This window comes from Nitrospira sp. (assembly GCA_016788885.1).
In the GTDB taxonomy this organism is placed as follows: Bacteria; Nitrospirota; Nitrospiria; order Nitrospirales; family Nitrospiraceae; genus Nitrospira_A.
Map to the genome: position 1 here is coordinate 132,238 of JAEURX010000013.1, position 12,777 is coordinate 145,014.

The following is a 12,777-nucleotide window of genomic DNA, read 5'->3' on the forward strand; positions in this document are numbered from 1 at the left end:
ACTCCAAACTTCCACTTCATGCGTATCCCAGGCTGCTCCGTTACCGGAGTGCCTTTTGGGAGCTTCATCACGCTTCGCCGGCGTTCGTCCGTCCAGACACAGAGGTCGGTTCGTTTCTTCACGTCACCATCATGGAGGTCCTGCAATGCAGTTACACAATGCTGGAACGGTGGCCGCAGTTACCGGACTGCGGCAGCACAACATTTACCACCTCGCGAAGCGGGGCATGCCTCACTATCGGGCGGGGATTCGAATCCGCTTTAGTTTGACTGAGGTTTTGGGATGGATGAAAGAGCAGGCAGTGGAACGGTTGGAGAGAGCCAGGAAAAACCCCGCACTCTCAGCTTCGCATCAGAAAGCTGAAGAATAGCGAGTTGGTCCGCTGCCGAAGCGCCACTTCGGCAGCAGCCACAACAAACATTCCCTTCTTGACCCCTTGAGGAAAGGATCAACATGACACACCCTACTTTGTCCTATAGCCATTTGCAAGCCTGGAACGCCATCGCCCAAGAGTTCAGGCGCGAGCTTTCCATTTGCACGGAGTGGAATGATCCGCTTGTCGCCGATCGCTTAGATCAGTTCGAATCACTCATTAATCGTTGTCTATTGGTGGTGCCCAAGCCGGAGGGGGCCCCTTCGTTCCCCGTTCCCCTTCAAACCTCGAATTTCGCCCAGGCATGTACCCCAGAGGATGACGGCGACCTCCACGGCTTCGAGTCAGTAGGCAGCATTATCCAGAGGTTCGATCTTACCCAACCACCCCTCCTCCACCCAAAGGTGAAGCCGTGAACCGAGCTCCTGCTTTTCAATTCTATCCTAGGACGTTGTTGGACTTTCGGGTGCAGCGCATGAGCCTCGCGGCTCAAGGAGCCTACATTCGGCTACTTGGCTACATGTGGGCAGACGGTGAGAAACAGTGTTCCATCGTAGATAACAATGAGTGCCTCGCACGTGCCCTCGGGATTCCGGTTGAAGAATGGATGTCGCTCCGCAAGGAAATTCAATACGACGGCGATCCAATTTTTGAGGAAAAAAATGGGCTGTTAGTGTCCGCATACTTGCGAGAGGCAGCACTGAAGCAACGCAAGTATCGGCAATTGCAGTCAAAGAAAGGGGTGCGTTCCGCTGAAGCGCGGCGCAACCAGGGTTCGTGTCGGGTTGAACCGGAGTACCAACCGAAAGGCAACTCTTCCTCTTCATCTTTATCTTCATCTTCTCTTGATTATACAGAACAAGAGAAAGCGCCAAAACTTCGGAGTGCAGCCACCAATCCAGCGGGGTTCGAAGAATTCTGGGCTGCCTATCCAAAGAAGGAAGGCCGTAAGGCATGCCTGCAGTGGTGGCGGAAGCATCGGCCATTGGCCGACCTTCTCGCCATCATGCTCGCCCAAATCGCAGCGGCCAAGCAAACCAAGAAGTGGCAGGACGAAGGAGGCAGGTACATCCCAATGCCGGCAACGTGGCTCAACCAAGAACGTTGGAATGATGAACTGCCCTCAAAAGGTTCAATGTGCTCACAGATTGAGGTGGAGCTATGACCCAGGCCAAGAAAACTTTTGAGGATGTACGGATTGATCTGCAGGACCGTTCAGGAGTGGAAGTTCAGACCACTTGTCCCCAATGCAGTCACACTAGAAAGAAGGCGAAGGGGCGGTGTTTGTCCGTCAATACGATTGAAGGTGTCTGGTGTTGCCACCACTGTGGCTGGAGCGGCTCACTCAAGGCGGGCGAGGAATCTCGGTCCCAGCCCCCGAGACGGATCGTCCGCCCTTCTTTCGAAAAGCCGTCCACGGTGCCTGAGGTGCTTCATGAATGGTTTGCACGACGCGGGATTACCGAATCTATCGTGGGCCGGTATGGCATTGCTCTCCAGGATGTGTATTTGCCGCAACGCGAGGAAGAAGTTCCGTGCATTGTCTTTCCATACATGCGAAACGACGAAGTGGTCAATCTCAAATACCGCTCGCTGGAGGGGAAAGATTTCCGACAAGTGCGCGGAGCGGAAAAAGTCTTCTATGGATTGGACGATCTAACAGAATCCTGGGCGGCAATCGTGGAAGGCGAATGCGACAAGCTGGCCCTCGCGGTGGCTGGTATCGCCAATGCGATTAGTGTTCCGGATGGCGCTCCCCCGCCCAATTCCAGGCCAAGCGATACGAAGTTTGATTTTCTCACGAATTGCGCCGCGCAGCTGGACTCCCTCAAGAAGATTGTCCTCGCCGTGGACCAGGACGCTGCAGGTCAGACCCTTGAGGCAGAGCTTGCCAGACGTTTAGGGCCCGGGCGTTGCTATCGCGTGCGGTGGCCAGAAGGCTGCAAGGACGCCAATGACGTGCTGGTCCAGAAAGGGGCCGATGAATTACGACGATGTATCGAGGAAGCCAAGCCCTACCCCCTAGAGGGGGTTTTTAGTGTGGCGGATTTGGCGGATGACGTGATGTCTCTGTACCAAGGCGGATTTCAGCGCGGGGCATCAACGGGCTGGGAGTCTGTGGACCGACATTATACGGTGCGTCCTGGGGAACTCACCGTCGTAACTGGTATCCCCTCACACGGGAAAAGTCAGTTCCTCGATGCCCTCGTGATGAATTTGGCCAAGCAGGACGATTGGCCTTTCGCGGTGTGTTCCCCCGAGAATATGCCGGTATCGCGACATGTGGCAAAGCTGACGGAGCAATATACCGGGCAACCCTTTGGGCCCGGCGCTATGCCTCGCTGTTCTCCCCTGGTGCTTGCCGAAGCGTTGAACTGGCTAGAACACCGGTTTGTGTTTATTGCGCCAGACGAGGCCGTAACCATTCCTGCCATTCTTGAGCAGGCGAAGTTGCTGGTCGCTCGGTGCGGAATCCGGGGGTTGATTCTTGATCCATGGAACGAGTTTGAACACACCCGGCCCCACGGCCAAACGGAGACGGAATATATTTCGACATCGCTAGGCCAGCTCCGCCGATTTGCGCGTGCCTATCAGGTACATGTGTGGGTCGTGGCCCATCCTCAAAAGCTGTACCGTCTCGATGACAAGACATACCCTGTTCCAACCCCCTACGACATTAGCGGCTCAGCGCATTGGCGTAATAAGGCCGACAATTGCCTCACCGTTTGGCGCGATGAAAAGCTGCCGGACGAACCGGTGCAAATCCATGTGCAAAAAGTACGGTTTAGGGAAGTGGGTAGTCCGGGCGTAGCCTTGCTTCGGTTTAACCGCGTGACCGGGCAGTATCAGGACTACCTTCCATTCGTAGACCCTTCATCATAGAGGGCTTCGGAGACATCATGGAAACGGCATCATCGTCTAGCGTAGCCGCGATCAAATTGTGAACGGTGGACGATCTACATGATGGAAATTGAGGTTCAAAGTTGCGATTGGCTGAAGCCAGCACCGGAAAGGTGTGTAGCAGAAAGGCTAGGTAATTAATGAAAGAAGACAGGACCTTTGCACGGCTCATCAGTATCAAGGAGGCTGCGGCATATACCGGCCTTTCCATCCACACCGTTTACACCATGGTCAGTCAACGGCGTATCCCTTTCGTGAAGATGGGTCGGCTCGTGAAATTTGATGTGGCCCTCCTGGATACGTGGATTAAACAGCGTACCGTTATGCCGATCAGTTCGCATCGCCCTTGACAATGTATGCTTAAAGGATTACAGATGGCCATGCACACACAGTTGAAGGAATGGCGTGAGAAGCGAGGCTTGAGCCTTCGACAGTTGGCAGCGAAGAGCGGGATTCATCACATGTCGCTGTACAAGCTGGAGGCGGGAAAACTCGACCCCCAGCTCTCCACGCTCCTTAAGTTGTGTGCGGCATTAAACATCACTCTTAACCAACTCGTTGGGGTGGCCAAAGAACCACGAAAAGGAGGGAAGTCCTATGGGACTCACCAAGCGAAAGGATAGTTATTATGTCGAGTTTCCCGTCATCGAGAACGACGGGTTTTTGAGGCTTGCTCGGGGTGTCCCTCATGCCAAGCTGAAACGCTGGAAGGTGGGATGCCGAAATAAGGAGGAGGCGCGGAAGCAGGAGAGCATTATTAAAACGCATCTCCTGCAAGGCCTTCGTATTGCGCCCGAGGTTCAGCCGTCCATTGTGACCTTTGGGGAATACGCCGAGAAGTGGCTCGGGGTAGCCAAGGGCAGCCTCGCAGCAAAGACTCATGCGAACTACACCCAACTGCTTGCTCTCTATATTCTGCCCATCATGCGGGAGTGTCCTATTGCTGGCCTGACGTGGGGGACCATTAAGGCGCTCTTGGCGGTGAAACAGCAGGAAGGTCTTTCCTTGAATTCGGTGCGACTGATTCGGGCCGTCATCTCCACGATTTTGACCGATGCTGCTGATGAGGAGATTATTTCTGTTAATCCTGTACTGGGACAGCGCCGGAAACGTCGGGCCAGCCAGGTGAACGCACCTGATGTACATCCGTTGTCTTGGGAACAGAAGCAGATTTTCGAGGAGAAACTGGAGGACATGGAGCGAGCTGGGACCTTGTCGCCTGCTTATGCCATGCTGCTTCGGTTATATCTAATGACGGGCCTGCGGCCAGCAGAAGGACGGGCCTTGCAACCAGGAGACATTGACTTCCACGGCAAACGCGTACGGGTGGAACGATCGGCAACCCTGGAGAGTCATGTGAAGAATACGAAGACGGGTGAAACGCGCTGGGTAGATCTGAGCGACGGCTTACTAGAGAGGCTGAGGGGTTACCTCACGTGGATGAAAGCGGAAGCGATTGCGCAGGGACGAGAAAGCTCGTGGCTGTTCCCGTCTAAGACCGGCTCATTACTTGATGAGAGCCATGTGGTCCGAGCCTTCCATCGTGTACTCGACGGAGCCGGATTGCCGAGGTTCCGAGTGTACGACCTGCGCCATACATTCGCCTCCTTACTCCTCTCCTCAAATGTGCCCTTGCTCTATGTTAGCCACCAACTCGGACACACCAAGCCAACGATCACCTTGAGGTATTATGCTCGCTGGATTCCGAGTGGGCAGGTGCATCGCGTCAACGTCTTAGATGCCGCTAACACGGTATTAACACCTGCCACTACCGTGACGGTAGCAGGTGTCTCGATTCCCGCCTAATGTGTTGATTAATTTGGTGGGCCGTGTAGGGGTCGAACCTACGGCCCGCTGATTAAGAGTCAGCTGCTCTACCAACTGAGCTAACGGCCCCACCGGTGTGCACTATGTGTATCAATTGCGACGTGCCTGATAGAGCGATTGGTGCGCCTGACAGGATTTGAACCTGTGGCCCTCAGCTCCGGAGGCTGATGCTCTATCCAGCTGAGCTACAGGCGCTCCCGTCGATCAGACCAGGCACATTAGCACAGCGTTTCCGTGTCTGTCTAGGGCGTTTGTGGGCGAGCTAGAGGAATCCGTAGGGCAAGGGAAGTTCGTCGCCGGTTTGGAGCTGATCCTGTCCCAGTGCCGATAAGGCGGCTGCCTCATGCTCGGCTAGTCGGGCTAACTCTGCCTGGAAACTGGGTGAGAGGCGGATGATGGGAACGGCAGTCTGGACCGTGCAGGCACCATCAACCAGTCCCCTGGATTCACTCGGGATGCCCATGGTGCGACAGGTGATGGGGCGGAATGCGTAGACCTGGCAACTTCCATCGATCCCAAGGGCAGGACAGGGTAAGTCTGCGAATCGCTCGACCATCTCATCGATGGCCGGATCGGCCCATTCGTCGAGGTAGGGTGTTGCGCGGAGCGGTGGGTAGCTCGCTTCGATCAGGCCAACCTGGCGGGCTGCGCGAGTGGTGATGGCCTCCCGTTGCGTGGGAGGTAAGCTTTCGAGGCCCAGTCGCAACGTCTTCGCGTCAAGGCGAGTTATGGGAAAGATGCCGACACAGCATGCACAACAATTAGGGCCGCATGGAATTGCCTCAAGTAGCGAGGCACGAGCACGCCGGAACCAATGGGAGGCTTCTTCGAACACGGAGGTGGAACGTGGGGAGGACGCGTCGGTCCTCATGATGCCTATTCCTCGGACAGAGAAAGATCAACGATGAGTTCTCCCTTTGGGGAGAAGAACCCTTGTCGATCAATCTGGACGATTCCGTTACAGTGCTCCTGGAAAAACTCCAGAATCCATCCGTTAAAATCGTATCCTTCTTCCGTAATATCTGCCTCAATCATGCGCGTGGTGACGATGAAGCGCGCACGGGTCACGTGTTCCTGGGCCAGGCTGGCCTCAAGGTCATCGTGGGAGGAGAGATCCTCCCGGAACTGCCGCTGTTCCTGTTCGAACAGATCTTGATAGGTGCCACGATCGCGGACGCAGAACACCTGGATCGGCTTGTGATCCCGCGCATACCCCAGAATCACCTGAACCCACGCCCAGTCATCCAACATCACGTCGCTCATATCAGGAGGAAGGATCGGCAGCTGTCCTCGAGATTTGAGGAATTCGATCAGTAGTCGTAGCGGGGGCGCATTCTCATTCTTGCAGAACACGCGGGAGTAGATGACCGCTTCGGGCGCGGTGCCTTCCGTTGGTTGGGCTGTAGCGGGAAGAATGGGAAGTTCTCTGGCCATGGAGACGCCTCGTGATCCTGAGTGATACGCTGATTGCTAATGTCCCTGCGTACTCTACTCTCTGATCCGCTTCACGCGCAAGGGTATGGATGGTGGTTGTCGCCAGTCTGGATGCGCCTGCCCGCATGGCGGCTCTTGACAGCCCCTAGGGCTTTGGATACACTCTCGCCCTGTTTTCGGACTGATTCTGCAGACCACGCGCAGATTTCCGGCTCCACCTCTGTACGTACGAGTTTATAGATCGTAGACCGCACAAGTCAGTTCACTTTCATTCGTTGTTCAAAGGGAGGAACGCATGGCCAAGTCGATGACGAAATCGCAGATTGCTGACCATCTTGCTGGAAAGGCGGGAATTACGAAGAAGACGGCGGTCCAACTCCTGGACGATTTTGCCGCGCTTGCCTATCGCGAAGCGAAGAATGCTTTCGTCGTCCCCGGCATCGGGAAACTGGTTCTGGCTAATCGGAAAGCACGCATGGGCCGCAATCCGCAGACCGGTGAGCCCATCAAGATTCCCGCGAAGCGCGTGGTGAAGTTCCGAGTCGCGAAGATGGCCAAAGATTCGATTCTCGGAAAGAAGTAAGCAGCCTCGTTCCTCTGCTGACTTACGGGCCGGTGCGTTCCATGGGAAGGCACCGGCCCAGGTTTTTTCTGCCGGTGCCACCCGTTGGCGCGGATTCGCTAAAACGAGGGGGCCAGTCCGCTTCCGCCGGCGCCGTCATGTCCCACAAAACGCACCGCATCCCCATCCTGGACGATCGAATCTTCGCTGGCAATGCGTTTGTTGATGGTGACCAAGACCTTTTTTTCCCGTAAGAGTTGGAGCATGTGACGAAGGCCACGGCCTTGCCGTTGAATGACCTGACGCACCGTAACCGGAGCGAGCAGTTCGCAGGCCAGGTCTCGTTCGCCTTCCGTCGTCTGCAGTTGTCCCATGAGGGTGATGGTTATCATGCGTTCTGAGTCCTCCGTCGGTAAGGCATCGCGTCATCCTTGGCCCCCGTTCCGGTGAGATCGGTAAATTGACTCCCTTCGGCGGGCGCGGCTAATATTATCACTATGCAATCCCTGAATATCCAGCGTCCCGGGATGCCGGATCTCCAATTTGTGCTCGTGGTGTCTGCGTTGTGCACCTCCGGGTTGGAGACGCTGAACGTGCCGGAAGACCTCCGTCGCAGGGTATTTGATGCCTGTTGGGTGCTTGTGAGTACCGATCCACCGCCTGCCAATCAGGCGGAGCGCGTGTTAGACCTTCGATTCGGTACCGAACTCACGCTTGATGCGCTTGTCGCAGCAATTCGCCAACTTTTTGCAGAGGCGGGGATTGCGACGTTGACCTGGGATCATCCTCCCAGCGACCCCACGCGACCAAGCAGCCCGGCTGCCGCACCGCTGATTGATCGGCTGCAGAAACTGTATCCCGATCCGCCTTCTCCCCCCTCAGGTCCGTCCAGCCAACACTGACCCCTTGTTGCCTGTCTCAGGGGGCACGTCAGGAGTTTCGCCACGAGTGCTCGTGAGCAACGCTCTCGCCCGCGCATATGCCGTCGACGCGATTGCTGAGGTTTTTCCCAGATCAAGTTCCCACGTTCGAAGGGATCGGGTATGATGCCCACGAGCATCACCTGATGCCGGAGGTGTCATGCGGATTGTGCCGACGCCGCTCAGCGGCCTGTTTCAAATCGAACCCGATGTGTTTGGAGATGCTCGGGGGAAGTTCGTCGAGATCTTTCGGGAGTCGCGCTATGACGCGGCATCCATTGAGAAGCCATTCGTGCAAGACAATTTTTCCTGGTCCGTGCGTGGCACGTTGCGAGGGCTCCACTATCAGCTGGGCCGTCCTCAGGGAAAATTAGTCATGGTGGTGAAAGGCTCAGTCTATGATGTAGCGGTCGACATCCGGCAGGGGTCGCCAACCTTTGGGCAGTGGTATGGGGTGGAATTGTCGGACACGACGATGCGCCAACTCTATATTCCTCCCGGCTTCGCCCACGGCTTTTGCGTGCTCAGCGAAGAGGCTGGGTTCCTGTACAAGTGTACGGATGTGTATTCCCCGGCGGATGAACGGGGCATTATCTGGAATGATCCGGAGTTGGCTATCGCCTGGCCTATCACTGCGCCACTGCTTTCGCCAAAAGATCAGGCCTATAAGTGTCTCGCCGATATGACGACGGAGTTGCCTCGCTACATCGGTCGGTAGCTGCAGCCGCCTCTTTGCGCCGAATCAGCTTCTGCCGCTCCCTTCTCAACCCGATGGGGTTCGCCATCCTCACTCATTCTCGATTCTCTAAGTGAAATATCTCCGGACACCTGCGGCGCGAAACCGTGTCTTGCCGTGCAATAGAGCGTCATGCTATGTAGGAATCATTCCTGTCTAGGCGCTGACGTGATGACGATCAATCCGCAGGACATCCAGGTTCGATTTCGTCGACATGCCGTCCGCCTGACGCGTCAGCGGGCGGCGATCTATGCTGCGTTGGTGGCAACCACCAGTCACCCGACTGCCGACGACTTGTACCGGATGGTCAGGCGTGAGCATCCGATGATGTCGAGGAATACGGTCTATTACACCCTGGGGGTCCTACGGAAAGCCGGATTGGTGCAGGAAGTCAATGTGGGGCACGAGGTGGCGCGGTTCGACGGAAACGTCACCATACACCATCACCTCATTTGTGTGCAGTGCGGTCGGATCGAAGATGTGATGGACGAAGAGCTGGACCGCTTGGAGATCTCCACTACGCAGGCCAGGGGGTTTCACATTCTCGGACATCGTGTAGAGTTTCACGGCTACTGTGTGGGCTGTTGATAGGGAACGCGCGATACGTCATCGTCTCGTGGATAAATCGCCGCAGCATCCATTCACGTAAGGAGGAGAGCATGGGAAACAGTTTGAAGGGCACCAAGAGTCATGAGAACCTCAAGCACGCATTTGCCGGTGAATCGCAGGCCAACCGGCGCTATCTCTATTTTGCGCGCCGCGCCGATATTGAGGGCTATCCCGACGTCGGTGGATTGTTCCGCGATACATCCGAGGCGGAAACGGGTCATGCCTTCGGGCATTTGGATTTCCTGAAGGAAGTTGGGGATCCTGCGACTGGTGTGCCGATCGGAAATACCGAGGCCAATTTGAAATCTGCGATCGAAGGCGAAACCTACGAATACACCCAGATGTATCCAGGCATGGCCAAGACGGCGCGCGATGAAGGTTTCTCCGAATTGGCGGAATGGTTCGAGACCTTGGCGAAGGCCGAGCGGTCCCATGCCAATCGATTTACCAAGGGCCTTGATAGCTTGAAGCAGCAATAGTTTCCGGCCAAGGTCGGCCATGGGTTTGTCCGAGGTAGGGTGGGCTGCGGAATGCCGCTGCCCATCCTGCCCTGGTCGACTCGAGGACAAGGATTCCCCTCCGTGAAAGAACTTCGCCTGCTCCAACCCATCGATCCGTCGACGCTCGAAAAGGAAACGCTCCGAATCTACGACGTGTGCGACGGCTGCCGACGCTGCTTTAACCTCTGTCCCTCGTTCAATACGTTGCTTGACCGGATCGATGAGTATGACAGTGACGTGGCGAAACTGACCCCGGCGGATCACCATCGCGTCGTCGATGAATGCTACTACTGCAAATTGTGTTTCAATCACTGCCCGTACACGCCGCCGCATCAATATGGGATCGACTTTCCGCTTTTGATGGCGGTGTGGAAAAAACGGCTGGCATCAGAGCGCGGCACGAGCTGGCGAGACTGGTTGTTGACCAGGACCGACCTTTTGGGGCGACTGAATAGCACGTTTGCGCCGCTGGTCAATTGGGGCCTCGCACAGGGGTGGGTGCGCGGACTCATGCAGTCGGTTCTGGGCGTGCACCGTGAGCGTCAGGTATTGCACTATCAGCGTGAGACGTTTGTGCGTTGGTGGGGGCAGTGGACGAAGGGCCGGAAGCCGGCGACGGCGACGGGAAAGAAGGTCGCCTTATTTGCCGGCTGCTTGGTCAACTATCAAGCCACCGATGTCGGCAAAGCGGCCGTACAAGTACTCGAGAAAAATAATGTTCATGTGGTGTTGCCTGATCAGTCCTGCTGCGGAATGCCGTCGTTTGATATTGGTGACACGGCAGCGATGGTTGCGGCGGCGGAACGGACAGTCGCGTCGCTGAAGCCTTGGGTTGACCAGGGCTATGATGTCGTGATTCCAACTCCCAGTTGCAGTCTCATGATCAAGCGTGAGTATGCGAATCTTCTGGAGGGAGAGGGGGCTCAACGAGTTGCCAGCCAGACCTATGATATCTGTGAGTACCTCATGAAGCTGAAACGTGAGGGGAACCTTGCGACGGACTTTCCCATGAATCCTGGCCGGGTGGCGTATCAGGTGCCTTGCCACTTACGAGATCAAAACATCGGCTTCAAGTCGAAGGAATTGATGGAGTGTGCCGGGGCGAAGGTTGACGTGATAGAAAAATGTTCCGGTCATGACGGGTCGTGGTCGGCCAAGACGGAATTCTTCCCGCTGTCGATGAAGATCGCGCAGAAGGCTGTTCGGCAGGTGGAGCAGGTACCGGCCGATCTGGTTGCCTCCGACTGTCCTCTGGCGGGGTTGCAGCTTGATCAAGCCGGGGCGGCGGCCCATGTCGGAGGAGCCTCGGCGCGGCATCCCATTCAAATTGTGCGTGATGCCTATGGGTTGCCGAGCGATCCACAGGCGTCTTCGGTTGAACAGCGTTGAGCGCGCGAGTGACGGACGACATGATGCCACCGCTGACACAAGCCGATGTTTTGAGCCCCGATGAGTACGAGCGGCAGCGTGAGTCCTATCGGCGGCGCATTATTGAACTGAAACGCCGCCGACGGATCTCGCTCGGCGACAAAATCACATTGGTCTTCGAGAATCGCGAGACCTTACGATTCCAAGTTCAGGAAATGATCCGGGTGGAACGTATCTTGGACCCGCAGAAGATCCAGGATGAGTTGGATGTGTACAACGCGCTCTTGCCGGCTGCCGGTGAATTGAGCGCAACGCTCTTGATTGAGCTGACGGAAGCGAACACGATGAAGGAGTGGCTGGATCGCTTCATGGGACTGGACCATGGCGAGAAGCTTGGGTTGCGAGCCGGCGGAGAACTGGTCTATGGGGAATTCGAAGGCGGGCACAGTCATGAGACCAAAATCAGCGCGGTGCATTTTGTGCGCTTCCGTCCGACTCCAGGGATGGTAAGTGCCTTGTCTGATCAGGCTGTACGCGTGGCCCTGTCCGTTCACCATTCCGGATACGATGCCGAAGTCGATGTGCCCTGGACGATGCGTGAGGAATGGGTGGCGGATCTCCGCCCCCGCGCATAACGCGGCTGTTTGATGTACAATCACGGCTGTCGGCCTGAAAAATCCTTAGGGCGACGAACCTTGGCGAGTGACTACCATGGCGGCTGTGCTCTTAAATAAGCGCATTGAATTTTGCGCCTCTCATCGGTATCACAAACCCGAGTGGGATGCCGCAAAGAACCGGGCGACGTTCGGAGCCTGCAATAACGATCCCGGCCATGGTCACAACTATATGTTGGAGGTGACTGTCGCGGGTGAAGTCGATCCACGCACCGGTATGGTCGTGAATCTCTTCGATCTCAAGGTGGTGTTATTGCAGGTGCTGGAAGAGTTTGATCATAAGCATCTCAACCTAGACCTGCCCTATTTCAAGGCGCAGATTCCGACCTCAGAAAACATCGCACGTGTACTCTGGGACAAACTTGATGCCCAGCGGGACATCGGCAAACTGCAACGCCTGTCGCTGTATGAGGACGAAGATCTCTGTGCCGATCTTACGGCGGAAGCCGGGTTGGATGTCGCGTCAGTCACGAGGCGGTATTCTTTCACGGCCGTGCATGAGGGCCACCGCGGGCATACGTGGGATGTATTTGTGTCGGTACATGGCCCGATCGATCGGGAGACCGGAATGGTGACGGATATCGTCGCACTGGATCGGCTGGTCCACGACCGTATCCTGCTTCCATTCGAGGGGCGCGACCTTCGTATTGCGCTGGCGACTCCCTCTGTCACGGGAGAATATCTGGCCAAGGCCGTGTGGGATCGAATTGTCTCGGTGGTTCCGGCTGGCCGCCTGCAACTCGTCAAGGTTGTTCAATCTCGAGACCTGTCCTACGAATACTGCGGATGAGCCGCTGCTCCAACACCTGCAATGCCTCGCTGAACGTCCGTAACCGTTCGCCCTGGTTTTAGCTGCTTCTTTCCTCTCCCGCT

Annotated in this window: 18 protein-coding genes and 2 tRNA genes; 15 read left to right on the forward strand and 5 right to left on the reverse strand. The window is 56.2% G+C overall.

Annotated features, from left to right (window positions below; genetic code table 11):
* Positions 1-145 precede the first annotated feature (145 nt).
* The 7 genes from JNL86_03550 to JNL86_03580 all read left to right on the forward strand — a co-directional run bounded on the left by JNL86_03550 (position 146) and on the right by JNL86_03580 (position 5,080).
* Entirely contained in the window at positions 146-370 is a 225-nt protein-coding gene (locus tag JNL86_03550) for a hypothetical protein (GenBank protein MBL8041974.1), read from the forward strand.
* Between the two features lie 83 nt (positions 371-453).
* Positions 454-789 carry a hypothetical protein gene (locus JNL86_03555; protein ID MBL8041975.1) on the forward strand — a complete coding sequence of 112 codons (336 nt, stop codon included), beginning with the start codon at positions 454-456 and terminating at the stop codon, positions 787-789.
* A 59-nt stretch (positions 790-848) separates the two neighbouring features.
* Positions 849-1,538, forward strand: coding sequence for a hypothetical protein (locus tag JNL86_03560; protein MBL8041976.1), 690 nt, complete (start codon positions 849-851; stop codon positions 1,536-1,538).
* 254 nt (positions 1,539-1,792) lie between these two features.
* Entirely contained in the window at positions 1,793-3,256 is a 1,464-nt protein-coding gene (locus JNL86_03565; protein MBL8041977.1) for a toprim domain-containing protein, read from the forward strand.
* Between the two features lie 158 nt (positions 3,257-3,414).
* Complete coding sequence (locus tag JNL86_03570; protein MBL8041978.1) at positions 3,415-3,624, forward strand: excisionase family DNA-binding protein; 210 nt, start codon at positions 3,415-3,417, stop codon at positions 3,622-3,624.
* Positions 3,625-3,648: 24 nt separating this feature from the next.
* Entirely contained in the window at positions 3,649-3,897 is a 249-nt protein-coding gene (locus JNL86_03575; GenBank protein MBL8041979.1) for a helix-turn-helix transcriptional regulator, read from the forward strand.
* Positions 3,872-5,080 (forward strand): site-specific integrase, encoded by a 1,209-nt coding sequence (locus JNL86_03580; protein ID MBL8041980.1) that lies wholly within the window; start codon positions 3,872-3,874, stop codon positions 5,078-5,080. Before JNL86_03575 ends, JNL86_03580 begins: the two co-directional genes overlap by 26 nt.
* Positions 5,081-5,094: 14 nt before the next feature.
* Here JNL86_03580 and JNL86_03585 read toward each other — a convergent pair.
* From JNL86_03585 to JNL86_03600, 4 genes are all read right to left on the reverse strand, one after another.
* Positions 5,095-5,170: transfer RNA gene (locus tag JNL86_03585), tRNA-Lys, on the reverse strand.
* A 49-nt stretch (positions 5,171-5,219) separates the two neighbouring features.
* A tRNA-Arg gene (locus JNL86_03590) sits at positions 5,220-5,296 on the reverse strand.
* Between the two features lie 67 nt (positions 5,297-5,363).
* The gene (locus JNL86_03595; protein MBL8041981.1) at positions 5,364-5,972 is read right to left on the reverse strand and encodes a YkgJ family cysteine cluster protein; all 609 of its coding nucleotides are present in this window, start codon (positions 5,970-5,972) and stop codon (positions 5,364-5,366) included.
* Between the two features lie 5 nt (positions 5,973-5,977).
* Positions 5,978-6,535 (reverse strand): hypothetical protein, encoded by a 558-nt coding sequence (locus JNL86_03600; protein MBL8041982.1) that lies wholly within the window; start codon positions 6,533-6,535, stop codon positions 5,978-5,980.
* A gap of 295 nt (positions 6,536-6,830) precedes the next feature.
* On the opposite strand from JNL86_03600, the gene JNL86_03605 reads away from it, so the two are divergent.
* Positions 6,831-7,118, forward strand: coding sequence for an HU family DNA-binding protein (locus JNL86_03605; GenBank protein ID MBL8041983.1), 288 nt, complete (start codon positions 6,831-6,833; stop codon positions 7,116-7,118).
* Between the two features lie 98 nt (positions 7,119-7,216).
* On the opposite strand, the gene JNL86_03610 is transcribed toward JNL86_03605, so the two are convergent.
* Positions 7,217-7,489, reverse strand: coding sequence for a MoaD/ThiS family protein (locus JNL86_03610; protein ID MBL8041984.1), 273 nt, complete (start codon positions 7,487-7,489; stop codon positions 7,217-7,219).
* 135 nt (positions 7,490-7,624) lie between these two features.
* On the opposite strand from JNL86_03610, the gene JNL86_03615 reads away from it, so the two are divergent.
* From JNL86_03615 to JNL86_03645, 7 genes are all read left to right on the forward strand, one after another.
* On the forward strand, positions 7,625-7,999 hold the full coding sequence (locus JNL86_03615) for a hypothetical protein (GenBank protein MBL8041985.1): 375 nt from the start codon (positions 7,625-7,627) through the stop codon (positions 7,997-7,999).
* Between the two features lie 178 nt (positions 8,000-8,177).
* A complete protein-coding gene (gene rfbC / locus JNL86_03620; protein MBL8041986.1) occupies positions 8,178-8,735 on the forward strand; it encodes a dTDP-4-dehydrorhamnose 3,5-epimerase in 558 nt (185 codons plus the stop codon).
* A gap of 189 nt (positions 8,736-8,924) precedes the next feature.
* Positions 8,925-9,341 (forward strand): transcriptional repressor, encoded by a 417-nt coding sequence (locus tag JNL86_03625; protein MBL8041987.1) that lies wholly within the window; start codon positions 8,925-8,927, stop codon positions 9,339-9,341.
* 71 nt (positions 9,342-9,412) lie between these two features.
* Complete coding sequence (locus JNL86_03630) at positions 9,413-9,841, forward strand: rubrerythrin family protein (protein MBL8041988.1); 429 nt, start codon at positions 9,413-9,415, stop codon at positions 9,839-9,841.
* A gap of 102 nt (positions 9,842-9,943) precedes the next feature.
* Complete coding sequence (locus tag JNL86_03635; protein MBL8041989.1) at positions 9,944-11,251, forward strand: hypothetical protein; 1,308 nt, start codon at positions 9,944-9,946, stop codon at positions 11,249-11,251.
* Positions 11,252-11,271: 20 nt separating this feature from the next.
* On the forward strand, positions 11,272-11,865 hold the full coding sequence (locus tag JNL86_03640) for a DUF3501 family protein (GenBank protein MBL8041990.1): 594 nt from the start codon (positions 11,272-11,274) through the stop codon (positions 11,863-11,865).
* Between the two features lie 76 nt (positions 11,866-11,941).
* Positions 11,942-12,694, forward strand: coding sequence for a 6-carboxytetrahydropterin synthase (locus JNL86_03645; protein MBL8041991.1), 753 nt, complete (start codon positions 11,942-11,944; stop codon positions 12,692-12,694).
* The last annotated feature ends 83 nt before the right edge of the window (positions 12,695-12,777 follow it).